A 24,091-nucleotide genomic window follows, 5' to 3' on the forward strand; every position below is an offset into this window, starting at 1 on the left:
TCAGAACCGGACGCGGCGCAGCGCCCGGGTGATCGCGGTGGCGTAGGCGGTCGCCTCGTCCACGCCCGGTGCTCCGCTGGCGCGCACGTCCTCGTGCGCCTGGCGGATTTGCCCCGCGTCGCCAGGGGTGAATCCGCACTGGTCCGCCAGCCTCTCCAGGGCACACGCCAGTGCGGTCACGCTGGGCAGTTCGGGCAGGCAGAGGCCGGTTCCCCACCACAGGGTGTGGATGCCGCAGTGCACCTGCCCGATGCGCAGCGAATCGGCTCCGGCCGGTGCGATCCGGCTGTAGCGCACGATGCGATCGTGCGCGATTGCCTTGAGCGCAACTGAAGCGGTGTCGGCCCACCACAGCACCCACAGCCGGTGCTGACGCCGGTGGTCCTCCTCGGAGTTGGCCGCGGCCTCGGCCAGGTCGCCGAAGACCAGCACCGCGGGGTCCACCCGGCGCACGCCGCCCCAGGGCTGTCGCTGCCCGGGTGCGCCCTTGGCCGCTGCCGCCGCCAGGTCCGCCGCGATCCGCCGCTGTCGCGCCGCCTCCAGCTCCCTGCGCAGCAACTCCTCACCAGTGGACTGGTCGTCCAGGAACTCGACCAGTTCCCGCGCGGTCAGCGCCTCGCCGTGTGTGCGCATGTCCACGGTCGCCCGTTCAACGCTGACCGGTGGCGACGCGCCCGCGCTCCACGGCGCAGACGAGGTCGCACACGGACTCGGCCGAGCGGCTGGCCAACAGCACGGACCCGCCCTCCGCGGTGAACGAGCGCAGCACGACGCGCATGGTGGCCGCCGAGTCCTCGTCCACCCCGGCGAAGGGGTCGTCGAGCACCAGCAGCTTCGGTCGCCGCACCAGCGCCGTGGCCAGGCAGATCCGCCTGCGCATCCCGACCGTGTACTCGGCGACGGTGCGCCCCTCGGCTTCCGCCAGCCCCGTCGCGCGGAGCAGCAGCCCAGCCGCCTCGGCCGCGGTCCTCGCGTCCAGCCCGGCCACGAGCCCCTTCCAGATCAGCAGCTCGCGGCCGGTGAGGCTGTCCGGAACGGCGTCGTCGTCCGGCATCGCCGCGACCAGCTGTCGTGCCCGCGCGTGCTGTGCCCAGGCGTCCACCCCGAGGACCTGGACCGTGCCCTCGTCCGGCGGCAGCAGGCCGGTCACCATCGCCAGCAGCGTGGTCTTGCCCGACCCCGCAGGACCGACCAGCCCGAGCACGCTGCCGCCCGGAACGTCCAGGCCGGCCCCGTCCACGACCACCTGGTCACCGAACTGCTTGGCCAGCGCGCGGACCCGGAGCACCGGCGCCTGGACCCGCTGTGGGGTGCTCACGGCACGCCTGCCGCGCTCCCGCGCACCAGCGCCACCAGTCGTCCGTACCGAGGTCCGCATCTCCAACCTCCATGCTTTGTGGGGAACTGGTGACGACGTTACGAGTGCGGGGATCCGGGTTGAAGCCGATTGGGACCACCGCGGGGGTAGGGCTGGCCCCACCTCCGTTCGAGACGCACCGTCCCGCCGTGGTCACGACCTGTAGCTGTCAGCGTCCTTCTGGGGCGAACGCGCGCACAGATGCCCAAGCAAAAGTTCAACTCTTTTGGTGCAGTGAACTCAATTTGCTCTGAAGGCGCGCGACTTTACCGCAGATCTGCGGACGAGCTGCGAATACGAGGTGCCCGTTCACGGTTGACGTTCGACCCCATTGTCCTGCCCTGTCAGCTCAGGTGTGCCACCGCAGGTCGCCCGGCACGGCGCTCCCGGTGGAGGCCGCCGAGTCCGTGGCGGCGCTGAGCGCCAGGTGCGCGTCGGCCAGCATGGCCAGGGTGATGTGCCGGTACCAGGCGTCGTAGCGGCGCACCTGGTAGTCGCCCAGCCCCACGGACGCCTTGGCCAGCCGGAACCGGTCGGCCAGGTCGAGCTGTGCGCTGGCCACCTCGACCAGTTCTCCGTCGGTCGTGCCCGCTGGCCCCCAGCAGTGGTGGCAGGTCAGCTCCTCGCCGGGCAGGGCCTCGGGCTCACGCCCGGCCAGCAGCCAGGACGCCCACTTCGGCGTCGTGCCCAGCGGAGTGCGCGGGCTGGCCACCGCCCACAGCCCGCTGCGCCCCCACGCCCGTCCTGGCCAGCGCTTCCACACGGAGTTCGGGGCCCCCGCGACCAGGTCGGCAGCGCTGACCTGCTGGGTTCCGTGCGGAATCGGCTGGTCGATGGGCATCGCGGCCACGTAGCCCAGGTGCCGCCGCTGCAACCAGTCGCGCAGGTCGCGATCGGCGCCCCCGGTCAGGTCCACGCTCACCCACGCCCCCGGCACCCCGGCGTCCACCGCGCGGGCCAGCATCACCCTGGCCAGCTCGCTCGGCGAGGCGTAGCCGACCGACGCGGGCACCGCCGCCGCCGACCGGCGGCGCGGGTTGTCCGTCCACGACCTGGGCAGGTACAACTCCCGATCGACCAGCACACATCCGTCGCCGGTCGCGTAGGCCAGGAACACGCCGACCTGACAATTCTCCGGCACCTCGGACCGTCCGATGCACTGCCGTTCCACCCCGGCCGAGTGCTGACCGTTCTTCACGAATGTTGTTTCGCCGATGACAAAAATTCCCTCCTCGTTCGCGAAGCGTTCCGACACGCTCGTGCGCACGTCGTCGCGAACTCCGTCAACGTCCCAGGTCGCCTCGGTCAGGAGGCGCTGCATGCCGTCCGGGCGGCGCTCCCCGGAGGCCATCGCCAGCGTTCGGCCGTTCTTCGTCTCGAGCGGGGTGAGCAGACCCTGCACGTAGGTCCGCGCCCTCCGCCGGGTCTCCGCCCGGAAGAACCGGCCGGTGACCCGCGCGAACAGCTCCCTGGACGCCGAATCGCGGCACAACTGCCCGGTCTCGGATAACGAAGTGCGGAAGTCCGTTCCCACATCACTCCGGTCCATTGAGCCGTTCCCCCCAGTGATCGCTGCCCTTGATGGCGTAACGCGCTGCTGTATGTGAGGTATTTTTGACTGTGCGTGACAACATAATCTAGCGTAGTGACGCGCCGCTATCGCCAGGTCACATCCCGAATGGGCTAATACAGAACGCGTTCAGCGGTACGCGTACAGAGCGCGACATCTCGCTAGTGTTGTTGGCGGGGGTCAGCGATGAACCCGATTCACTACCTGGCGGCCCCTGGCGCTATCAGGCGCAGCGGCGATGTATCTCCAGTCCTACGCAGCCTGGTGGTGGTACGGGTTACTGGGGAGGAAAAACTAGTGAGATTGGTGGCGCGAAACAACGAACTGACCGACCTGCAGAGGCTGTTCGCCGAGTGCGCGAGGCGCAAGGGACGGATTGCCCTGATCAGTGGGGGTCTGGCCAGCGGTAAGACCGAATTGGTTCAGCAGTTTCTCGACCACGCCGAGCACCGCGGCGCGCTGGTGCTCAGTGCGACCTGCTCCTTGGCGGAGTCCACCCTCCAGATGGGTGTGATGGGGCAGCTCTTCCACAGCGCCGAGCTGCCCGAGGCGATCTATGACAGGGTCAGCGGGCTGCTCGGGTTCGACGAGCCACCGCCGCGGACCGGGACCGACCCGGTGGCCGTCCGGCAGTCCGAGGTGGAGGCGGCCCACCAGATGTGCCGCGCGCTGGTGGAGCTCAGCCGCGACCGCACCCTCGTGTTGGCCGTGGACGACATGCAGTTCGCCGACCGAGCCTCGTTGCAGGTGCTGCTGTACCTGCAACGGCGCATGCAGAGCGCCGCCGTGCTCGTCGTGCTGACCGAGTGGGACCGCCCGCAGCTCACTCCGGCGCACTTCCGCGCGGAGATCACCCGCAGGCCGCACCACCGGATCACGCTCGGTCCGCTGGCGCAGGGCGAGGTCGCCGAACTGATCGGCGAGCGGCTCGATGCCGAACTGGCCACTCATCTCGCACCGCAGTACCACCGGCTCACCGGCGGCAACCCGCTGCTCCTGCACGCCCTGGTGGCGGACCAGGCCGCGGACGAGCAGCTCACGTGCACTCCCGGTGACGCCTTCGCCCAGGCCGTGCTGGCCTGCCTGCACCGCGGCGACCCGTTGTTGTTCGACGTGGCCAGCGGCTGGGCGGTGCTGGCCGAGCACGCCAGCCCTGCGCTGGTCGCTCGCCTGGTGGGCGAGTCCGCCGACGTGGTGAGCCACACCGCCGACACACTGGTCCGTGCCGGTCTGCTCACCGAGTCGGGGTTCCGCCACCCTGCGGTGAGGTCCGCGGTGCTGGACGGCATCGGATCCGCGCTCCGGACCGCCCTGCACAGTCGCGCCGCCGAACTGGTGCACCAGCACGGCAGCAGCGCGGTGGAGGTGGCCACGCACCTGATCGCCGCCGACGACGCGCCCGCGGAGTGGGCGATCGAGGTCCTGCGCGACGCCGCCGAGCAGTGGCTGGCCGAAGACCGGGTCGAGCTGGCCACCAGCTCGCTGGAACTGGCGCTGCGCTGCTGTACCGACCCGCGTCGTGGCACCGCGATCGCCGCCGCACTGGTCCAGGCGCAGTGGCGGGTCAACCCCTCGGGCGCGGCACTGCACATGAGCCCGCTGCTGACCGCGTTGCACGAGGGCGAACTGCCGGCCCGCGAGGCCGCGATCGCGGTGCGGCACCTGCTGTGGCAGGGCGATGTGCGCGGCGCCAGCCAGGCGATCGCCACGCTCAGCGCGGCCACCACCGCCGACACCGAGGTCGGCGCCGAGCTGCGGCTGGCCTACCAGTGGGTGCACGGCGCGCCACCCTCCTTCGTGCCCCAGCACAAGCGCCCCAGAGCCGGGGACGGGCCGGACTACGCCACCGGCAACCTGTGGGCCCGTGCTGCCGCCGTGCTTTCCGGCGGCGCCGAGGACACCGCAGCGGTCGAGCACATCCTGCAGAGCTGCCGGCTCGGCGACACCACGTTGGAGGTCGTGGCCTCGGCGCTGCTCGCGCTGGTGCACGCCGACCACGCGGACAAGGCCGCCGCCTGGTGCGACTCGTTGCTGCACGAGGCCGTGCAGCGCAAGGCCGTCACCTGGCAGGCGGTCCTGGGCGGGATCCGTGCCGACATCGCCTACCAGCTGGGTGACCTGCCCACCGCGCGGTCCCAGGCGGAGCAGGCGTTCGGCCTGCTCAACACGCAAAGCTGGGGCGTGCTCATCGGGCTGCCGCTGTCCACCCTGCTGCTCACCTACACCGCGATGGGCCGCTTCGAGTTGGCCGCCGACCTGACCAGGCACATCACCCCGGAGGCCATGCTCGACACCGTGTTCGGGCACCGGTACCTGCACGCGCGCGGTCACTACCACCTGGCGACCAACCGGGCCTTCGCCGCGGTCAGCGACTTCCAGAACTGTGCGAACCTCATGTCCAAGAACCCGCGCCTGGACCTGCCCGGTGCCGTGCCCTGGCGCAGCGACCTCGCGCAGGCGTTCCTGTTGCTGCAACGGCCGAAGGAGGCCCGCAAGCTGGTGACGCAGCAGTTGGCGACCAGTGCGCCCAACGCGCGCACCCGGGGCATCTCACTGCGCGTGCTGGCCGCCAGCAGCGACCTCAAGCAGCGGCCACCGCTGCTGCGCGAGGCGATCGACCTGTTGCAGGGCTGCGGGGACCGGCTGGAACTGGCGCACACGCTGGCCGACCTGGGCCAGGTGCACCAGGAGCTCGGTGAGTTCGGCCGGGCGCAGATGATGGCGCACCGGGCCGCGCAGGAGGCTGAGGCGTGCAAGGCGGTGCCGTTGCAGGAACGGGTCGCGCTGCACCGCTCCACCGAGTTCAGCAAGCAGATCGAGCTGTGGCAGGAGGTCGAGTCGGCCGCCACCCGATCGCTCAGCGACGCGGAGCGCCGGGTCGCGGGGCTGGCCGCGCTCGGCTACACCAACCGGGAGATCGGACACCGGCTGCACATCACCGTCAGCACCGTTGAACAGCACCTGACCAGGGTGTACCGCAAGCTCAAGGTCAACAACCGGGCCGCTCTGGTGTCCAGCGTGCCGCTGTGCTCCGCCGCGGCGATGCCCGGATCCGCCTGACCGCCGCCACACCTGCGCGCAAGCCACCACCGCATGGAGGACCTCATGGCACCGTCGGTCGACGACGCGCCCACCCCGCTCACGCAGCTGTCCGGACTCGTCGGCGAAGTCCTCGGCCGTGGCGCCGACGCCGTGCTCGCCCGCGCCACCGAGGAGTCCTTCGTCGCGCTCGGCGGCACCTCGATGGACGCGATCAAGCTCGTCGGCCTCGCCGAGCGCAGGCTCGCCCTCGCGGTGGACGCGGGCGGCCTGCTCGGCCGGACCCCGCTGGCCGCGGTGCTCGCCGCGGCCAGCGAGTGCCCGCCGGTCGCCCAGGTCGAGCCGGGGGAGGGGCCGGAACTGCTGGAGCTGATGGAGACCCAGCGCGGCCTGCTGTTGTCGGAGAACTTCAGCACCGGCACCGAGTGGCACATGCTCTCCAGCGCCGAGCTGACCGGACCGCTCGACCTCGCCGCCCTGCGGGAGACCCTGCGCTGGCTGGCCGCCCGGCACGAGTCGCTGCGCACCGTGCTCGTCCGCGAGGACGGGCAGGTCTGGCGTCGGGTGGTGCCCGAGTGGGAGCCCGAGCTGTTCGTGCAGTCACTGCGTGTGCCCGAGGGCGACAGCCCGGTCCGCGCCGTGCACGAACAGCTCGGCAGCACCAGCAACCACTACCTGTCGCCGTGGACCAAGCCGAGCTACGCCTTCGTGCTCACCACCTTCGGCGAGCAGCACCACCTGCTGTCGATGCTGGTGCACCACGTGATCTCCGACGGCTGGTCGGTCGGGCTGATGTGGCAGGAGTTCGCCCAGGCGTACGGCAGGCTGCGCGCCGGGCAGGAGCTCGACCCCACGCCCGCGCCGGTGCCCGACGTCGTGGTGCGGCGCAGGCAGGCCCTGGACGCCAGCGGCAGCCTGGTGTCGATCACCCAGGACCGCATCGCCCAGCTCTCCGGGCTGCCCACGGTGGTGGAGGTGCCCTCCGACACGCCGCGCCCGCAGGCCTTCGACTACAAGGGAGCGATGCTCGACTTCGGGTTGAGCCGGCAGGCGCGCGAGGCCTGCGAACAACTCGCCGCCCGCGCGAAGGTCACCAGGACCGCCGTGCTGCTCGGTGCGTGGGCGCTGGTGATCGGCCGCCGCACCGGCATGGCGGAGTTCCTCATCGCCAACAGCGTGGGCATGCGGCCGACTGAGGAGATCCTCGGTGTGTTCGGGCCCTGCGCCGCACCGGCCCCGATGGTCTGCCGCCTGCCCGAGGACCAGACCGTGGAGCAGTTCCTGCACGGCACGGCCGCCGCCATGGCGGACAGCCTGTCCTATGGGGACGTGCGCCTGGCCGAGCTGATGATGGGCACCGGTGCGTTCGCCGTGGCCGACGGCCGCCGCATCCCGATGACGCAGATCGTGTTCTCCGCCAACGACCAGTTCGCGCCCGAGTCGCTGCACGCGGGTGAACTGGAGGTACGCCTGCACGAGGGGCACTGCGGCGGCGCCCCCAACGACCTGCTGCTCTACGTGCAGCGCTGGGGCGACTCCCCGCTGCTCTCCCTGGAGTACGCCACCTCCGCCTACTCCGCCTCGGACGCCAACGACCTGGCCGAGGCGGTCGAGGGCACGCTGCTGGAGCTCGAACGGCACTACGCCGACCCGCTCGGCACCGTGCGCGGCATGTCCGACCGGCAACGTCAGGTGCTGCTCGACCTGCGTGACGGTCGGCCCGCGGACGTGAGCCGGACCGCGTGGCAGCTCGTCGAGCGGCAGGCCCTGGCCACACCTGACGCCGTGGCCGTGCAGGACCCGCAGTCGGACATCACGCTGACCTACCGGCAACTGCACACCGCGGTCGAGATCCAGTCGGCGATGCTGGCCGCTGCGGAGGTCCGCGAGAACGACCACGTCGTGGTGGCCGTGCCGCGCTCGGCGGCTGAGGTGGTCGCCGTGCTGGCGATCCTGCGCCTGGGCGTGGCCTACGTGTCCCTGCACCCGGCGAGCCCGCCCGACAAGCTCACCAAGATGCTCGCCAAGGTGCACCCCAAGGCGATCATCGGCACCGAGTCGGGGGTCGCCCCGCTGTTGCCGCTGATGTCCGGGCGGTGTGCGGTCGTCGCACCTGCCGACCTGTCGGCCGCGGGCACCGAGCTGCCGATCCCGCCCGCGGCTCCGGCCGATCCCGAGCGGGTCGCGTACATCCTGTTCACCTCCGGCTCGACCGGCGATCCCAAGCCCGTGCGCGTCCCGGACCGCGCGATCGTGCGTCTCGTGGCCGATCCGGACTACATCGACCTGCGCCCCGAGGACCGCTACATGCGGTTCGCCACGTTGTCCTTCGACGTCTCGGTGCTGGAGGTCTTCACCCCGCTGATCTCCGGGGGCGCGCTCGTGGTCTGCCCGGAGACCTCGCTGACCCCCTCCGAACTTGCCCAGTTCTTCGCCCAGCAGCACATCAGCGTGGTGTACCTGACCTCAGGCCTGTTCCGCGTGCTCGCCGACAGCAGGCCGGACGCCTTCGCCGGGGTGCGCTGCGTGCTGGCCGGTGGCGACGTGGTGCCCGCCGAACAGGTCCGTTCCCTGTTGCAGAGCTATCCCGGCCTGCGCGTGGGCAACTTGTACGGCCCCACCGAGAACGGGGTGTGGACCACCCTGCACCTGATGTCCGACGCCAGCGAGGTCAGCGATCCGCTGCCCATCGGCCGCCCGATGGCGGGCAACGGCGTGCTGGTGCTGGACGAGGCAGGCCGCCTCGTGCCGCCCGGCGGTGTCGGCGAGCTGTGCTGCCTCGGCGACGGGCTCGCCGTGGACTACTACAACTCCCCGGAGCAGAACGCCAAGGCGTTCGGCATCACCGAGGACGGGCTGCGGATCTACCGCACCGGGGACGTGGCCCGCTGGGACCGGCTGGGCCGCGTGCGGTTCTTCGGCCGCAGGGACAACCAGGTCAAGATCATGGGCTTCCGGGTGGAGCTGGGCGAGGTGCGCAGCAGGCTGCTGGAGCACCCCTCGGTCCGTGACGCGTTGGTGATCGCGGTCGGCGCCGACTCCGACTCACGCCGCGTGCTCGCCGGAGTCGTGCTCGCCGAGGACGCGCCGTGCACCCGCGAGGAACTGGCCGGGTTCGTCGCCGAGACCGTGCCCGCCTACGCCGTGCCCACGCTGTGGGCGATCGTCGACCGGATGCCGGTGACGCCCAACGGCAAGGCCGACGTGCGCGCGCTGGAACAGGCCGCGCACGCCACGACCGACGTCGTGCCCGCGCAGTAGGACAGGGAGAAACCGTGTCGCAGAACCCGCCCACGAGCGGCCGCAGACAGTGGATCGGGCTCACTGTCCTGCTGCTGCCGTGTCTGCTGATCGCCATGAACATGACCGTGCTGGTGTACGCACTGCCGTTCATCAGCGCCGACCTGGCGCCCACCGCCGCGCAACAGCTGTGGATCATGGACATCTACTCGTTCGTACTGGCCGGGCTGCTCGTGGCCATGGGCACGCTCGGCGACCGAGTGGGCCGCAGGCGGCTGATGCTGATCGGCGCGGCCACCTTCGCCGCGGCCTCGGTTCTGGGCGCGTTCTCCACCAGCCCCACCATGTTGATCATCAGTCGGGCCGTGCTCGGGCTGGCGGGCGCCGTGCTCGAGCCCTCCACCCTGTCGCTGATCCGCGCGATGTTCCACGACCCGCGCCAGCGCACCGTGGCCATCTCGGTGTGGACCGCAGGGCTGAGCGCGGGCGCGTTGCTCGGGCCGCTGCTGGGCGGGGTGCTGCTGGAGCACCTGCCCTGGGGATCGGTGTTCCTGATCAACGTGCCGTTCATGCTGTTGCTGCTGGTCATCGCTCCGCTGCTGGTGCCCGAGTACAAGGCCGCCAACCCCGGCCGGTTCGACCTGCCCAGTGCCGCTCTGTCCCTGCTCGCCGTGCTACCGGTGATCTTCGGTATCAAGCAGGTCGCCGAGGGCGGGCTCGGGCCTGCCGCCATCGCGGGCATCGTGGTCGGGCTCGGCTTCGGCGCGGTGTTCATGCACCGGCAGCGGCGCATCGAGCACCCGATGATCGACCTGCGGCTGTTCCGCGCCCCGGCGTTCAGCGTCTCCGTACTGGTCAACCTGTTCGCGCTGTTCACCATGACCGGGTTCGGCCTCTACACCGCGCAGTACCTGCAACTCGTGGTCGGGCTCAGCCCGTTGCAGGCCGGTCTCTGGGCGCTGCCCGCGATCGGGGCGATGATCGCCAGCGCCTCGATGACCGCGCTGTTCGTGCGCTGGACCAGACCCGGTTACGTGCTCGGCGCGGGCGTCGGGCTGGGCGCGGTCGGCCTAGCCCTGATGACCGGGACCGGGGCCGAGCCCAGCCACGGGCTGGTGGTGGTCGTACTGGGTGCCGCCGTGATGCAGCTGGGGCTGGGTGTGGTGCTCACCCTGGCCTCCGACATGATCATCTCCACCGCGCCCCCGGAGCGCGCCGGAGCCGCCGCCGGGCTCGCGCAGACCGGTCAGGAGTTCGGCGGAGCGCTGGGCATCGCGGTGCTCGGCAGCATCGGCAGCGCCGTCTACCTGGCGCAGTTGCCCGCCGACGTCACCGGAGAGGCCCGCGAGACGCTCGGCGGTGCGGTCGCCGTCGCCGCCCGGCTCGGCGGTGAGGCCGCCACCCGGCTGCTGGAGGTCGCCCGCGCGGCCTTCGTGTCCGGCATGCAGTGGTCCGCCTTGGTCGCGGCCGCCGTGCTGGCGGTGCTCGCCGTGGCGGCCACCGTGCTGCTGCGCAGGGTCGAGGCCGACCGCGGCCAGGACGAGAAGGCCGCCGTGTGAATCGAGCTCACACGGACTTCACTTGGACCGAATGGCGCGCGGGAATGCTCCACTGAGAAACGGGTTGATCTGCCGAATAGGCGAAGCGGAAAGGCGGGCGGGCGTGCTTTGCGGGTACGCGACCTGCGTCACAGTGGAGTCCACCAACTCCACGTCGACATCGGGTAATGATTCGGCGTCGAGGAGTGGTCCGCGCGAACTCACGCAGGGTAGTAGTGCCGATGCTCAGGGCGTTCGTCATGCCGGGTGCGGTGTCCGTCTTCGGTGGTCACCCGGCATGACGCTCGATCGCCGACTGATTACTCTCCGTGTCTGCACAATGCACAACGGAACTGTATTCGTTCACGTACCGTCCGTCATTCGTGCTGGTCAACTGCGGCGCCCCCGGCAGGACTCGAACCTGCGACCAAGTGATTAGAAGTCACTCGCTCTGTCCGCTGAGCTACGGAGGCTTGAGGAGCGATCCTGTCGCTCCGTGGGGTTCATCGCTCCTGGCGGCCAATCCGTTTCCGGTTGACCCCCGTTCGGATGATCACAATATGGACAACCACTCACCGTGTCACTGGAGGTACCCGGTGTTGTCCGTCGGTGGAGGGACTCACCCGACCGGGAGAGAGCTGGACGCTCTCACCACCAGTTCGACATCGAGTCTGACCGGTCTGCCGGGTCTGCCACCGTCCAGCAACATCAGCGCCAGCTCCCCGGCCAGCCGCCCCTTCTCGGCCAGCGGCTGGCGCACCGTGGTCAGCGGGGGATCGGCCTGCCCCGCCGCGGGCGTGTCGTCGAACCCGACCACCGAGATGTCCGCGGGCACCGACAGACCGAGGTCGCGCACGCCCTGTAGGGCACCGAGGGCGAGCTCGTCCGACATGCACAGCAGCGCTGTCGGACGTGGGGCCGCGCTCAACAGCGCACGCGCCGCGGTGCGTCCGGTCTCGCGATCACTGCAGGTGGTCTCCCAGACCGCGACCTCGTCCAGGTCGACCCCGGCTGCCGACAGCGCGTCCAGGTAACCGCCGAGCCGTTCGCGGGTCACACGGAAAGGTGACCCCTGCCTGCGCTGCTCGTCGGCGAGTCCCGTCCTGCCGTCGGGGTGCAGCGTGAGCGATATCACCCCGAAGCGGCGGTGTCCGAGTTCGAGCAGGTGCTTCGCCGCGGCCGTCGTGCCGCCGAAGTCGTCCAGCTCCACCCGGGCCGCCCCGCTGACCGCGGGTTGGTCCACCACTACGAGCGGCAGCCCGCGCCTGCGCACGGCCTCCAGCGCGGGCGCGTCGTCGGGCAGCGAGTAACCGATCGCCACGTCGGCCTGCGCGCGGGTCACGCTTTCCGGGCGGGGGCCCATCGCCTCGTTGCCGGGCAGCAGCACCAGTGCGTGGTCGCGGCCGTCCACCGTGGCCGCCAGCGCGTCCAGGGTGATCGACAGCGCAGGGTCGGAGAAGGCGCTGGACAGGCCGGACTGCAGCATGAACGCCACCGCGGCCGACTTGCGCGTGGCCAGGCTCCTCGCCACGGGGTCCGGCCCGGTGTACCCGAGTTTGATCGCCGTCTCCAGGATCCTGGCGCGCAGGTCCGCTGACAGCTGGGTGGGGCGGTTGTAGGCGTTGGACACCGTCGCCCTGGAGACGCCGACGGCACGGGCGACCGTGTCCAGGGTCGGCCGTCGGGTCTGCTCGGTGTCCACGTGACAAAGAATAGTTGGCGCGGAATCGCCAGTTGGCCGGTTAGACTCACTGAAGCGCTTCAGTACCGGGAACTAGGGGGAGCCGTGCTGTCCAGGCGAGCCGCGGTGTTCGGCGTCTTCGTGCTCAACGGGTCCGTGTTCGGCACCTGGGCGGCTCGCGTGCCCGCACTCGCCGCGCAGGTCGGTGCCGAACCCGGCGGTCTCGGGCTGTCCCTGTTCGGGGTCAGCGTCGGCCTGGTCTGCTCCGCGCCGATCGCGGGCAGGCTGTGCGCCGCGTTCGGCGCGCGCCTGCTCGTCGTGCTCGGTGCGGCCAGTGGCTGCCTGGTGCTGCCGGTGCTCGGCCTGGTCGCCGACCCACTGCAACTCGGGCTCGTGCTGTTCCTGCTTGGACTGACCGTCGGCTCGCTGGACGTGTCGATGAACATCGCCGCCGTCGCCGTGATCCGCGAGGTGGACCGCCCGCTGATGCCGGTGTTCCACGCCGGGTTCAGCATCGGCGGCCTGCTCGGCTCGCTCGGTGCCGCGCTGGCCGCCGCGGGAGGCTGGTCCCCGCTGAGCCAGTTCAGCATCGCGGGGGCCGCCGGGCTGCTGTTCATCGCGCTGATCACCTCCTCGCTGCCCGCTGCCGAGGGCGAACGCTCCCGTGCCCGTGCCGGGGATGAAGTGGTCAGCGGACCCTCGCCGGTCCGCATGCCAGTGCTCTGGCTGCTGGCCGCCATCGCACTGTGCTCGGCCATCGCCGAGGGCGCCTCCGCCGACTGGACCGCGCTGTTCCTCGTGCGCGAACGCGGAGTCGCCGACGCGTTGGCCGCCGCTGGTTACGCCGTGTTCTCCGTGGCCATGGCGGCGACTCGGCTCTCCGGTGAGCGAGCCGAACGCAAGTGGGGGCCGTACCGGCTGCTGGCCGGCGGAGCCACCCTGGCCGCGGTCGGCCTGCTCACCGCCGTGCTGGTACCCGCCGCGCCCGCCGGCTACCTGGGCTTCATGCTCGCCGGGATCGGCCTCGCGTTCTCCTTCCCCGTCACCATGGGGCTGGCCGGTGCGGTCGGCCGCCGCGCTGACGGCACCGGGGGAGAGCGTGAGATCGCCTTCGTCACCACCGTCGCCTACACCGGTTTCCTCGCCGGGCCGCCGCTGATCGGTCAGGTGGCCCAGGCCACCACCCTGGCCTTCGCGCTGGGCATGGCCGCTGTGATCGTCGCGCTGATCCCGCCCACGGTGTTGCTCGTGGTCAGGGCCCGGCGCAGGGAGGCCGATCCCGTGATGGCCGGAGCGCCGACGGTGTGACCTGTGTCGCGGCTTAGGCTCGTCATGTGCCTGAAGACGTCGTGATCGCCGCTCCCGCACCCAGCGCACCGGCAAGACGGCGCGCGGCGCTACTGCCCCTGCTCCTGGTCAGCACGGTCATCGCGGCCGCTGTGGCCGCGGTGCTGACCATGTTCTCCGGCAGCGAGCAGCTCTACACCAACCTCGGCCTGCCCGACCCCGGCGCGCTCACCCGGTACGGCATCACTGCCGTGCGCGTGCTCACTGAGGCCGCTTCCACGCTCTGCGTCGGTGCGCTGCTGCTCGCCGCGTTCTTGGTGCCCGCCAGGCAGAACGGCGTGCTGACCGTGGACGGCTACGCCGCGCTGCGCGCCGCCGCTTGGTCCGCCGTGGCCTGGTGCGTCGGCGCCCTGCTCGAAGTGCCGTTCACCCTGGCCGACGCCGTGGGCAAGCCGGTCGGCTCCATGCTCGCCCCCGCCGTGCTGTTCAAGAGCATCGGCGACGTGGAGCAGGCCGAGGCCTGGGTGATCACCGCCGCGATCGTGTTCGTGCTGGCCGTCGGCTGCTTCCTGGCCGTGTCCTGGGGCTGGACCGCCACCCTGTTCTTCGGCTCGCTGGTCGCGCTCGTGCCGGTCGCCGCCAGCGGGCACTCCTCCAGCGGCGGCTCGCACGACCTGGCCACCAACAGCCTGCTCTATCACCTGATCGCCGCCGCGCTGTGGGTCGGCGGCCTGGTCGCCCTGCTCGCGCACGCCCGCAGGCGCGGCGACCACCTCGGGCTCGCCGCCAGCCGGTTCTCCAAGGTGGCGCTGGTGTGCTGGCTCGTGATGGCCCTGTCCGGGGTCATCAACGCGCTGGTCCGCCTGCCGGTCGAGGACCTGTTCACCACCTCGTACGGCCTGCTCGTGCTCGCGAAGATCGCGCTGCTGGTGGTGCTCGGCGTCTTCGGCTACCTCCAGCGCCAACGCGGGGTGCGGGCGATCGCCGCCGGTGGCTCCGGCCGGGCACTGGTCAAGCTCGCCGCGGTCGAGATCCTGATCATGTTCGTGACGATCGGTGTCGCCGCCGCGCTGGCCAGGACCCCGCCGCCGCAGGACGTCTACGGCCAGGTCAGCACGATCGAGCTGCTCATCGGCTATCCGCTTGACGGCGCACCCACCGTGCTCAAACTGCTGTTCGACTGGCGGTTCGACCTCGTGTTCGGCACCGCCTCGATACTCGGCGCCCTGACCTACCTGCTCGGAGTTCGGCGCCTGCGCCAGCGCGGGGACAAGTGGCCCGTCGGCCGGACCGTCGCCTGGCTCGGCGGCTGCCTCACCGTGCTGCTCGCCACCTCGTCCGGGATCGGCCGCTACTCGCCATCCATGTTCAGCGTGCACATGGGCGGGCACATGATGCTCAACATGCTCGCGCCGCCACTGCTCGCGCTCGGCGGTCCCGTCACGCTGGCCCTGCGCGCGCTGCCCGTCGCAGGCAGGGACGCGCCGAGCGGTCCGCGGGAGTGGCTGCTCACCGCCGTGCACTCGCCGATCGCGCGCGCGCTGACCCACCCCGTGATCGCGCTCGTGCTGTTCGTCGGTTCGTTCTACGTCCTGTACTTCTCCGGGCTGTTCGACTCCGCGCTGGCCTATCACTGGGCGCACCTCGCCATGAACGCCCACTTCATCCTGGTCGGCTACCTGTTCTACTGGCCGGTCATCGGCGTGGACCAGGCGCCGCGCAAGCTGCCACCGCTCGGTCGGCTCGGCATGGTCTTCGCCTCCATGCCGTTCCACGCGTTCTTCGGCGTCATCCTGATGAGCATGCAGACCGTGATCGGCCAGAACTTCTACCGGTCGCTCGCGCTGCCCTGGGTCACCAACGAACTCGCCGACCAGCGACTCGGCGGCGGCATCGCCTGGGCCTCCGGCGAGATCCCGCTGCTCGTGGTCATGCTCGCGCTGCTGACCCAGTGGGCCCGCACCGACGAGCGCGCCGCCCGCCGCTCCGACCGCAGGGCCGACGCTGACGGTGACGCCGAGCTCGCCGCCTACAACGCGATGCTCGACAAACTCAGCGAGCGCCGTTCCCCCAAGTAGCCGACAAGGGGCCTGCCGCAGATCGCGGCAGGCCCCTTGTCGTGCCCCGTACTGATCAGGTGGTGCGGCGGAAGTTCCTCGTCGCGATCCAGCCACCGACCGCCGCGATCACCAGCGAGATCGCCAGCGAGGCGGTCAGCGTCTGCACCGCCGGCGACTCCCAGATCGTCGTCGCCAGCCCACGCGAGGCGTAGACCGCGTAGCTGAGCGGGTTCACGGTGGCCACGGCCTGGACCCAGCTCGGCATGGTGGACGGCGGCATGTAGGCGCTCGACGCGAACATCAGCGGGAACATCGTCAGGAACGCCACCGCCTGCATGGTCTCCGGCTTCTTCACCCAGGTGGCGATCGCCAGGAACAGCCAGCTCAGGCCCCAGCCCACCACCAGCGACACCGCCAGCGCTCCGACGACCCCCATCACTCCACCGGCGGGCCGGAACCCGAACAGGAGAGCGGCCGCCACCAGCATCACCAGCAGCTGGATGCCCATCCGCACGATGTCGGAGAGGCTGCGCGCCAGCAGCACCGAGAAGAGGCTGATCGGCATCGAGCGGAACCTGGCGATCACGCCGTTGGACATCTCGGTGAGCAGACCGACACCCGAACTCATCGCCGCCGTCATGGTGGTGGTGACCAATGTGGACGGCAACAGGTAGTTGATGTAGTCGCCGTACTGGTCCAGGCCGCCCAGCTTGCTGAGCCCGCCGAAGACCTGGCTGAACAGCAGCAGCATCACCAGCGGCTGCAACAGGCTGAAGAACAGCATTCTCGGGTCTCGCCAGAACGCGTTCATCGAACGCGCCGTCAACACCCACACCTGGGTCACGAAGCTGCTGCCGTGCCAGCCGCTCGGACGCCCCGGTTTGTCCTGGTCGACCGCGGGTGCGGTCGAGATGGTCGTTGTCATCGTTGCTTCCTCAAGGTCAGGCGGCGGGCGCTTCGCTGTTGACTGCCAGGTAGACGTCGTCCAGGGTCGGCTCGGACAGCGCCAGTTCGCCGACCTCCACCCCTGCCTCGTCCAGTGCTCGGACCACAGTGGCCAGGTCGGTCGACTTGGCCACCGGTGAGGCGATCGAGTTGCGCGACCTGTCGTGCATCGGGTGCAGCCCCGCCCTGGACAGCGCGTCGAGTGCCGTCACCGCGTCGTCCGGATTCGCCAGCACCACGCTCACGGTGCGCTGCCCGACCTCCGCCTTGAGCTGTGCCGCCGTCCCCGCGGCCACCACCCTGCCCTTGGACAGAACGGTGATCGAGTCGGCGAGGCGATCGGCCTCCTCCAGGTACTGCGTCGTCAGCAGCACGGTCGTGCCGTCGCCGACCAGCCCCTCGACGATCTCCCACAGGCCAATCCTGCTGAGCGGGTCGAGCCCAGTGGTCGGCTCGTCCAGGAAGATCACGTCTGGCCTGCCCACCAGGCTTGCCGCCAGGTCCAGCCTGCGCCGCATGCCGCCGGAGTAGGTCTTGGCCAGCCGGGTCGCCGCCTCGCTCAGGTCGAACGTCGCCAGCAGCTCGCCCGCCCGGTCCTTTGCCTGCTTCCTGCTCGCCCCCAGCAGGCGGGCGATCAGCACCAGGTTGTCCACGCCGCTCAGGTTCTCGTCGACCGCGGCGAACTGGCCGGTCAGTCCGATCCTGCTGCGGACCTGGTCCCCGTGCCGCATCACGTCCAGGCCAGCCACTGTCGCGTGACCGCTCGTCGGGGACATCAGCGTGGTGAGGATGTTCACCAACGTCGTCTTGCCTGCTCCGTTGTGCCCCAACAGGCCCAGCACCGTTCCCTTCGGCACCTGGATGCTCACGCCGTCCAGTGCCTTCACGGTGCCGAAGGACTTGGTCACCTCGGTCGCTTCGATCATCAGATCGGTCATTACCTGTCCTTTCCCCCCTGATTCGTCGTTGCGCCGACCGCGCCGTGAAGGAACAGGTCGACGAGTTCTGCTACTTCTGGAGCTGGGCCGCCCGACCTCTTGGCCTGCATCTGACCGACGAACGTCAGTCCCAGCAGGTAACCTGCCGCCTGCTCGGCCGGCACTCGCAGTACCTCGGACCCCGAACCAAGGAGCTTCGCCAAGGCTGTGGTCGCTTTCTTGAACTCCTCGTTGATCGGGTGTTCGTGTTCCTTGCTCGCCGACTTCCTCAACCGGGACTCGTCCGGCCGATACCCCGTCGCACCCAACGCGTGCATCAGTGCCCCCGCACGCCCCGCTGCCTCCGCCAGTGCGCCGACTGCTTGCACCAGTCGCTCCACCAGCGGTGTCGAATCCGGCAGGCTGTCGATCAACTCCAGCGTCTCGTGCGTCTGGAATGCGCGGAGCACGCAGAAGTCCAACAGTTCTTGCTTGTCCTTGAAGACCCGGAACACCGTGCCTTCCGCTATGCCTGCGGCCTTGGCGATCTGGCTCGTGGTGACGTCAGTGCCGTGCTCTGCGAGCAACGGCAGAGCGGCCACCGCTATCGTCTCGCGACGCTCTTCCGTGCTCATCGCCGGGGCTCGGCGCCGTCGCGTGCTTGAGTCCGCTGGCATGCCGGAGAGTTTATGAGTGAGCGCTCACTCATGTCAATGAGTGAGTCCACACTCACTCAGTCTAGCTGTGCCCCTGCCCGGGCTGGGCAACTCGATCCAAGCCTGTGTCCCGCCGCCGTCACGAGGTGTCAACCACGCCCGGCCACCGTGCGCCAGCACCACCTGTCTCACGATCGCCAGTCCTAGTCCTGAACCTGGCATCGACCGCGCCTCGGGGGCTCTGTGAAACCTCTCGAAGACCCGCTGTAGATCCGCGGTGGGTACACCAGGTCCGCGGTCAGCCACGCAGACCACCGCGCCACTTGCCTGCCGCCGCACGCTCACATCCACGGGTGCGTCCGCCGGTCCCCACTTTGCCGCGTTGTCCAGCAGGTTCAGCACGGCGCGCTCAAGTGCTCCAGTGCGACCACTGATCTCGACCGATTCTGCGTCGATCTGGAACTCAACCTGTGGCGTTCGTGTTCGCGCTCTGGCCACCGCCGACCGTACCACCGCAGCGAGGTCCAGTGGGGTTGTCTCCTCATCGCTGCGTGGGTCTCTCGCCAGTTCGACCACTTCGTCGATCAGATGGTCCAGTTCGCGCATCTGGGCCTGCACATCTATTAGCAGTCGCTGCCGATCCTCTGGGGCCAATCTGCGGCTTGGGTGGTTTTCCGCTCGCAGCATCAAGTCGACATTTGTGCGGAGACTTGTCAGGGGGGTTGCCAACTCGTGGCTAGCGTCCTCGACCAACCGTCGCTGGGCCTCGCGTGACGCATCCAAGGCTGACAGCATCGAGTTCATGCTGTCAGCCACCCGTGTCACTTCGTCGGGGTCGTTCGACTCCACGGGAACTGCGGCACGTAGGTCTTGAGTGCTGGCGACGTGCTCAGCTGCTGCAATCACGCGGTCCACTGGTCGCAATCCTGCGCGTGTAAGCAGGTAGCCAAGAACACCCGCGGCGATGATGCCGACTGAGCCGGTCAACGCCAGGATCAGTCCGAAGCGGCCGAGAGTGTTGTTCATTTCGCTCAGGTCTATTGCAATCTGGACGGCGCGCCCGTTGGGGCCGGTCTGCTTCGTGTGGATCCAGCGTGTCAGGACTCTGTACGAAGTTGAATTGATCTTGACGTCCTCGGTGGACTCGTACCTTTCGCGACGTGCCACCTCGCGGTCAGTGGCCGACACAGGGATCGCGGCCTGACCTGTGGGCGCCAACCACGAGCCGTCGGCGAAGACGGTTTGGTACAGCGGGGTGTCGGGTCCGCCATCTGGAGCGGGTACCTGCATGCCCGCTGAGTCGATCTTGATGGCGAATCCGACCTGCCGGTTGAGGCGCTCGTTGACGACGTCACTCAACTGGTCGCGAAGCAGCAGCCAGGCGGCCAGCGACACGCCCACCACCGCAACTGCAACCGCTGCTGCAGAGACAATTCCCAGTCTGCGGCGTAGTGACGGGCGTCTTAGCTTCAAGTGCTCTCCGATTCCTTCAGGACGTACCCGACGCCGCGCACTGTGTGCACGAGTCTGGCCTCCCCGTTCGTCTCCAACTTGCGGCGCAGGTAGCCGATGTACACGTCCAAGCTGTTCGATCCGGTGCCGAAGTCGTAGCCCCAGACCTCGGTGAACAGCACCGACCTGGACAAGACGCGTCGCGGATGTCTGAGTAGAAGCTCCAGAAGGTCGAACTCAGTGCGAGTGAGTTCGATCAGGCGACCGGATCGAGAGACCGACCGGGTCGACATGTCCAACTCGAGGTCGCCAAACCTGAGCTTTTCGTTGATGTTGTTGTCAGAGCGCCGCAGCAGTGCCCGGAGACGCGCTAGTAGCTCTTCGAGGGCGAACGGCTTTGCCAGGTAGTCATCGGCACCAGCGTCAAGCCCCGCGACCCGGTCGCCGACCGCCCGTCTTGCTGTGAGCATCAGCACCGGGACGCGGTCGCCCGATGCCCTCAGTCGACGGCAGGTCTCCAAACCATCCATGCTTGGCATCATCACGTCCAGCACAACGGCGTCCGCAGGCTCGGCTGCCAGTGATCGCAGCGCCGCCACCCCGTCGGCGGCCAGTTCGACGCGGTAGCCCTCAAAGCGGAGGCTACGGCTGATCGACTCGCGGACAGCTGGTTCGTCATCTACGACCAGGACACGCATCGCCCCATCCTCGCTGATCACGAACCTCGACTCCGGCTTCTCCCAGCAACCTCACAGTGCCGTCAGGCTGCCTCATCCATCCCAGCCAACCTGGTGAGCCTAACTCTGCCGCTGTGCCCCTTGATCGCGCTCGTGAGTGCGACGACGTTCTCGCCGTGGTGGTCACACGCCAGCACGTGACAGCTCAACTGCTCAACCTGTCCGTCTCGCCAACGAACTCCGACCTCGAACTTCCACATGCTCGGTGCGCTTGTGCATCCCGATCGAATGCAGTGACGGGTGGTGCAGAGGAAAATCTGCGTCGAAGAGGGCGTGTCGATCTGCGGTCGCGGTGACGTCGGCGCCGTTGGGCGCGTGAGCGGAGTCAGTGCGGCCTGTTTCCTGGACGATCTTTCTATGGCTGTGCTGATACTTCCCTGCGAGCTCGCTTCGGCCTCGACCACACGGGCCCGGGCGACGCGTTGAAGTGCCTCTGGGCGCTGATCGGTTGCGATCGAGTCGATCCAGATGGGCTCCGCCTCGGCGACTGGGCCGATGCCGAGCCGTTTGACTGTTCTGACCATGGTGGTCGCGTGGGACCAGCCGATGCGCCCTTCGCGGAGCGCCACTCGGGTCCGGGGCAGGTGCTCCCTGAACAGGGTCGCGCATGAGACCAACGCTGATGCTTCGCGGCCTGAGTAGTGACATGCGGCTTTGAGGAACTCTGCGGTGCTTGTGCAGCCGACATGTAGGTACTGACGTTTCTCCTCGACGGCGCCAACAGCATCGCACAGTTCGGCTTTCAGACTGTTGCTCAGCACGGTCAGTACTGCGGCCTTCTCCGTGGCCTCCAGGGTCTCCGTGGCGCGCACGACGTGCTCAAGGATTTCTCTCGCCGTGCGAGTAACTTCTTCGTCCTTCATTTCTCCCCCGGTTGTCGGTTTGACACTGACGCTAGGTTCGGTCGGTTGTTCTGGCAAGGGGTTGCTTCGACAAGGGCCTGTTATCACCCAATCGGGTTGCCGTTGATTTTTTGCATTACCACACACCCCTGACAGTTCGCGTGTCGCAAGATCGTTATCTGGGTGCCTGTCCACAGGTGGTCCGGTTGTCCACAGGCTGCGTCTAGGTGCTTCCGGGCAGGTGCTGGTGGTGTCAGGCTGTACTTGTTGGTAGCAGTTTGTGGTGAAAGACGTTCCATTGGCTTTGCCTCGTGAAGGGCGCTGAAATGTTTGAAACTGTGATTACAGTTGTCGGTAACGTCACTCGGGATCTGGTCGAGCGCACGACGATGGAGGGTGTGAAAGTAGTGAACTTCGGTGTGATCTCCACTGAGAGGAGGTATGTCAAGGACACGGCCCAGTGGGTGGATGGGGAGCGGATCTACTTCCAGGTGACGTGCTGGAGGAAGCTCGCAGTCGGAGTTCTCGAGTCATTGAAGAAGGGGGACCCGGTTGTCGTGACCGGACGGGTCTACCAGGAGCGCTACCAGGTCAACGGCGAGGAACGCACGCAGCTCCGGCTGGATGCATCGGCCGTGGGGCCGAATCTCGCGAAGTGCACAGCTCGGGTGAACCGAAGGCCCACCTCTGAATCGGGCGAGGAGGCCAAGCCGGTGCGATTCGAACTCGTTGAGGGCGAGCGGGCGGCTCAGACCGAAGACGTGCTGTCTGCGGTTGCCGGTTGACGAGTGGCGGTGCGGTGCGTTGGGCGGAGCGCACCGCCCCGCCGCCTCGAGGTGCCTGCTGGTTCTGATGGCGACGGTCAAGGGTCGCTTGGGGAGTTGGCGCCAGCGGTGGCTGTGCTCGCCGGTAGGGTCCGCGTAGGTGGCCAGAGGTAGGTAACCGCTGGTCGGGTGCGTCCGAACGGCGGTACACAAGCCGAGGGGGCATCCTCGTTCGAGTCAACTACGGAGCGTCAAGAACCTCGTTCATGGCTACCGAGGTACTCGTCCGACTCGTGCGGCTCTACGATCGCGGCCATGGCCGAGTTCATCTACACCATGAAAAAGGCGCGCAAGACGCACGGGGACAAGGTCATCCTCGACGACGTCACGACCGCGTTCCTCCCCGGCGCCAAGATCGGTGTTGTCGGCCCCAACGGCGCTGGCAAGTCCACTGTGCTCAAGATCATGGCTGGCCTTGACCAGCCGAGCAACGGCGAGGCGTTCCTCAGCCCGGGCTACTCGGTCGGCATCCTGCAGCAGGAGCCCCCCCTCAACGAGGAGAAGACCGTCCTCGGCAACGTCGAGGAGGGTGTTGGCGAGGTCATGGTCAAGCTCCACCGGTTCAACGAGATCGCGGAGAAGCTCGCCACCGACTACTCCGACGAGCTCATGGAGGAGATGGGCAAGCTCCAGGAGGAGCTCGATCACGCGGACGCGTGGGACCTGGATTCGCAACTGGAGCAGGCGATGGATGCCCTGCGCTGCCCGCCCCCCGATGCTGATGTCACCAAACTCTCCGGTGGAGAGCGTCGACGTGTCGCACTGTGCAAGCTGCTGTTGAGCAAGCCTGACCTCTTGCTGCTGGACGAGCCCACCAACCACCTTGATGCCGAGAGCGTCCTGTGGCTGGAGCAGCACCTCGCGCAGTACGCCGGCGCCGTGCTCGCCGTCACACACGATCGCTACTTCCTCGACAACGTCGCTCAGTGGATCATGGAGGTCGATCGCGGCAGGGTGATCGGGTACGAGGGGAACTACTCCACTTACCTCGAGAAGAAGGCCGAGCGGCTCGCAGTCCAGGGCAAGAAGGACGCCAAGCTGCAGAAGCGCCTCAAGGACGAACTCGATTGGGTCCGCTCCGGCGCCAAGGCCCGCCAGGCCAAGTCCAAGGCCCGTCTGCAGCGCTACGAGGAGATGGCGATCGAGGCGGAGAAGACTCGCAAGCTCGACTTCGAGGAGATCCAGATCCCGCCGGGCCCGCGTCTGGGCAACGTGGTGGTCGAGGTCGACCGCCTGCGCAAGGGGTTCGGTGAGCGGGTCCTCATCAATGGCCTGTCATTCGACCTTCCGCGCAACGGCATCGTCGGTGTGATCGGCCCGAACGGTGTCGGCAAGACGACGCTGTTCAAGACGATCGTCGGCCTTGAGCAGCCGGACGAGGGCAACGTCAAGATCGGCGAGACGGTCAAGCTGTCCTACGTCGACCAGAACCGGGGGGGCATTGACCCCAAGAAGACGGTCTGGGAGGTGGTCTCCGAAGGTCTGGACTACATCCACGTCGGCCAGACCGAGATGCCATCCAGGGCGTATGTCAGCGCGTTCGGGTTCAAGGGGGCTGATCAGCAGAAGCCCTCGGGTGTGCTTTCCGGCGGCGAGCGCAACCGGTTGAACCTCGCACTGACGCTCAAGCTGGGCGGCAACCTGATCCTGCTCGACGAGCCGACCAACGACCTCGACGTGGAGACGCTGAGCTCGCTGGAGAACGCCCTCGAACAGTTCCCCGGGTGCGCGGTCGTGATCTCCCACGATCGGTGGTTCCTCGACCGCGTCGCAACCCACATCCTTGCCTGGGAGGGCACGGACGAGGACCCGGCTCGGTGGTTCTGGTTCGAGGGCAACTTCGAGGGGTACGAGAAGAACAAGATCGACCGACTTGGTGCGGACGCCGCGCGGCCGCACCGTGTCACACACCGGAAGCTCACCAGGGACTGAGGCGGCACTCCATC

The 24,091-nt window shown here is 68.7% G+C and carries 17 protein-coding genes and 1 tRNA gene; 7 read left to right on the forward strand and 11 right to left on the reverse strand.

Going from position 1 to position 24,091, the window contains the following annotated elements:
* The 3 genes from KALB_RS07330 to KALB_RS07340 form a co-directional block, all read right to left on the reverse strand.
* Positions 1 to 639: a hypothetical protein gene (locus KALB_RS07330; RefSeq protein WP_025355074.1), complete on the reverse strand. Its 639-nt coding sequence runs from the start codon at positions 637 to 639 to the stop codon at positions 1 to 3.
* Between the two features lie 10 nt (positions 640 to 649).
* Complete coding sequence (locus tag KALB_RS07335; protein ID WP_025355075.1) at positions 650 to 1,318, reverse strand: ABC transporter ATP-binding protein; 669 nt, start codon at positions 1,316 to 1,318, stop codon at positions 650 to 652.
* 388 nt (positions 1,319 to 1,706) lie between these two features.
* Entirely contained in the window at positions 1,707 to 2,906 is a 1,200-nt protein-coding gene (locus KALB_RS07340; RefSeq protein ID WP_236650196.1) for an IS701 family transposase, read from the reverse strand.
* Positions 2,907 to 3,233: 327 nt separating this feature from the next.
* Between KALB_RS07340 and KALB_RS07345 the strand changes: the two genes are divergently transcribed.
* The 3 genes from KALB_RS07345 to KALB_RS07355 are packed head-to-tail and all read left to right on the forward strand — an operon-like array spanning position 3,234 to position 10,765.
* Positions 3,234 to 5,987 carry an ATP-binding protein gene (locus KALB_RS07345; protein ID WP_236650197.1) on the forward strand — a complete coding sequence of 918 codons (2,754 nt, stop codon included), beginning with the start codon at positions 3,234 to 3,236 and terminating at the stop codon, positions 5,985 to 5,987.
* A gap of 45 nt (positions 5,988 to 6,032) precedes the next feature.
* Positions 6,033 to 9,227 carry a non-ribosomal peptide synthetase gene (locus KALB_RS07350; RefSeq protein WP_025355078.1) on the forward strand — a complete coding sequence of 1,065 codons (3,195 nt, stop codon included), beginning with the start codon at positions 6,033 to 6,035 and terminating at the stop codon, positions 9,225 to 9,227.
* A 14-nt stretch (positions 9,228 to 9,241) separates the two neighbouring features.
* Positions 9,242 to 10,765 (forward strand): MFS transporter, encoded by a 1,524-nt coding sequence (locus KALB_RS07355; protein WP_025355079.1) that lies wholly within the window; start codon positions 9,242 to 9,244, stop codon positions 10,763 to 10,765.
* A gap of 379 nt (positions 10,766 to 11,144) precedes the next feature.
* Here the strand turns inward: KALB_RS07355 and KALB_RS07360 are convergent.
* Both KALB_RS07360 and KALB_RS07365 read right to left on the reverse strand, forming a co-directional pair.
* Positions 11,145 to 11,217: transfer RNA gene (locus KALB_RS07360), tRNA-Arg, on the reverse strand.
* A 146-nt stretch (positions 11,218 to 11,363) separates the two neighbouring features.
* The gene (locus tag KALB_RS07365) at positions 11,364 to 12,446 is read right to left on the reverse strand and encodes a LacI family DNA-binding transcriptional regulator (protein WP_025355080.1); all 1,083 of its coding nucleotides are present in this window, start codon (positions 12,444 to 12,446) and stop codon (positions 11,364 to 11,366) included.
* A gap of 84 nt (positions 12,447 to 12,530) precedes the next feature.
* Between KALB_RS07365 and KALB_RS07370 the strand changes: the two genes are divergently transcribed.
* Both KALB_RS07370 and KALB_RS07375 read left to right on the forward strand, forming a co-directional pair.
* Positions 12,531 to 13,733 (forward strand): MFS transporter, encoded by a 1,203-nt coding sequence (locus tag KALB_RS07370; RefSeq protein ID WP_030110812.1) that lies wholly within the window; start codon positions 12,531 to 12,533, stop codon positions 13,731 to 13,733.
* 44 nt (positions 13,734 to 13,777) lie between these two features.
* Positions 13,778 to 15,790, forward strand: a complete 2,013-nt coding sequence (locus KALB_RS07375; protein WP_030110813.1) for a bifunctional copper resistance protein CopD/cytochrome c oxidase assembly protein — start codon at positions 13,778 to 13,780, stop codon at positions 15,788 to 15,790.
* A gap of 55 nt (positions 15,791 to 15,845) precedes the next feature.
* On the opposite strand, the gene KALB_RS07380 is transcribed toward KALB_RS07375, so the two are convergent.
* From KALB_RS07380 to KALB_RS46355, 6 genes are all read right to left on the reverse strand, one after another.
* Positions 15,846 to 16,697, reverse strand: a complete 852-nt coding sequence (locus tag KALB_RS07380; protein ID WP_025355083.1) for an ABC transporter permease — start codon at positions 16,695 to 16,697, stop codon at positions 15,846 to 15,848.
* 16 nt (positions 16,698 to 16,713) lie between these two features.
* Positions 16,714 to 17,655, reverse strand: a complete 942-nt coding sequence (locus KALB_RS07385; protein ID WP_025355084.1) for a daunorubicin resistance protein DrrA family ABC transporter ATP-binding protein — start codon at positions 17,653 to 17,655, stop codon at positions 16,714 to 16,716.
* The gene (locus KALB_RS07390) at positions 17,655 to 18,269 is read right to left on the reverse strand and encodes a TetR/AcrR family transcriptional regulator (RefSeq protein ID WP_025355085.1); all 615 of its coding nucleotides are present in this window, start codon (positions 18,267 to 18,269) and stop codon (positions 17,655 to 17,657) included. The genes KALB_RS07385 and KALB_RS07390 overlap by 1 nt, the downstream gene beginning before the upstream one ends.
* 75 nt (positions 18,270 to 18,344) lie before the next feature.
* Entirely contained in the window at positions 18,345 to 19,691 is a 1,347-nt protein-coding gene (locus KALB_RS45110; RefSeq protein ID WP_148309386.1) for a HAMP domain-containing sensor histidine kinase, read from the reverse strand.
* Between the two features lie 68 nt (positions 19,692 to 19,759).
* Positions 19,760 to 20,440 (reverse strand): response regulator transcription factor, encoded by a 681-nt coding sequence (locus KALB_RS07400; RefSeq protein WP_025355087.1) that lies wholly within the window; start codon positions 20,438 to 20,440, stop codon positions 19,760 to 19,762.
* A 62-nt stretch (positions 20,441 to 20,502) separates the two neighbouring features.
* Entirely contained in the window at positions 20,503 to 21,342 is an 840-nt protein-coding gene (locus tag KALB_RS46355) for a DUF222 domain-containing protein (protein ID WP_148309387.1), read from the reverse strand.
* A gap of 290 nt (positions 21,343 to 21,632) precedes the next feature.
* On the opposite strand from KALB_RS46355, the gene ssb reads away from it, so the two are divergent.
* The gene (gene ssb, locus KALB_RS07405) at positions 21,633 to 22,106 is read left to right on the forward strand and encodes a single-stranded DNA-binding protein (RefSeq protein ID WP_051913286.1); all 474 of its coding nucleotides are present in this window, start codon (positions 21,633 to 21,635) and stop codon (positions 22,104 to 22,106) included.
* Between the two features lie 294 nt (positions 22,107 to 22,400).
* Complete coding sequence (gene ettA, locus KALB_RS07410; protein ID WP_025355089.1) at positions 22,401 to 24,077, forward strand: energy-dependent translational throttle protein EttA; 1,677 nt, start codon at positions 22,401 to 22,403, stop codon at positions 24,075 to 24,077.
* The last annotated feature ends 14 nt before the right edge of the window (positions 24,078 to 24,091 follow it).

This window comes from Kutzneria viridogrisea DSM 43870 (assembly GCF_000525635.1).
Lineage (GTDB): Bacteria > Actinomycetota > Actinomycetes > Mycobacteriales > Pseudonocardiaceae > Kutzneria > Kutzneria viridogrisea.

What these genes read in the sequence shown, in the direction of transcription:
- KALB_RS07340 (WP_236650196.1), bottom strand. Translation starts at nt 2,906, where the DNA reads ATGGACCGGAGTGATGTGGGAACGGACTTCCGCACTTCGTTATCCGAG.
- KALB_RS07350 (WP_025355078.1), top strand. Translation starts at nt 6,033, where the DNA reads ATGGCACCGTCGGTCGACGACGCGCCCACCCCGCTCACGCAGCTGTCC.
- KALB_RS07380 (WP_025355083.1), bottom strand. Translation starts at nt 16,697, where the DNA reads ATGACAACGACCATCTCGACCGCACCCGCGGTCGACCAGGACAAACCG.
- KALB_RS07385 (WP_025355084.1), bottom strand. Translation starts at nt 17,655, where the DNA reads ATGACCGATCTGATGATCGAAGCGACCGAGGTGACCAAGTCCTTCGGC.
- KALB_RS07390 (WP_025355085.1), bottom strand. Translation starts at nt 18,269, where the DNA reads ATGAGCACGGAAGAGCGTCGCGAGACGATAGCGGTGGCCGCTCTGCCG.
- KALB_RS07400 (WP_025355087.1), bottom strand. Translation starts at nt 20,440, where the DNA reads ATGCGTGTCCTGGTCGTAGATGACGAACCAGCTGTCCGCGAGTCGATC.
- KALB_RS46355 (WP_148309387.1), bottom strand. Translation starts at nt 21,342, where the DNA reads ATGAAGGACGAAGAAGTTACTCGCACGGCGAGAGAAATCCTTGAGCAC.
- ettA (WP_025355089.1), top strand. Translation starts at nt 22,401, where the DNA reads ATGGCCGAGTTCATCTACACCATGAAAAAGGCGCGCAAGACGCACGGG.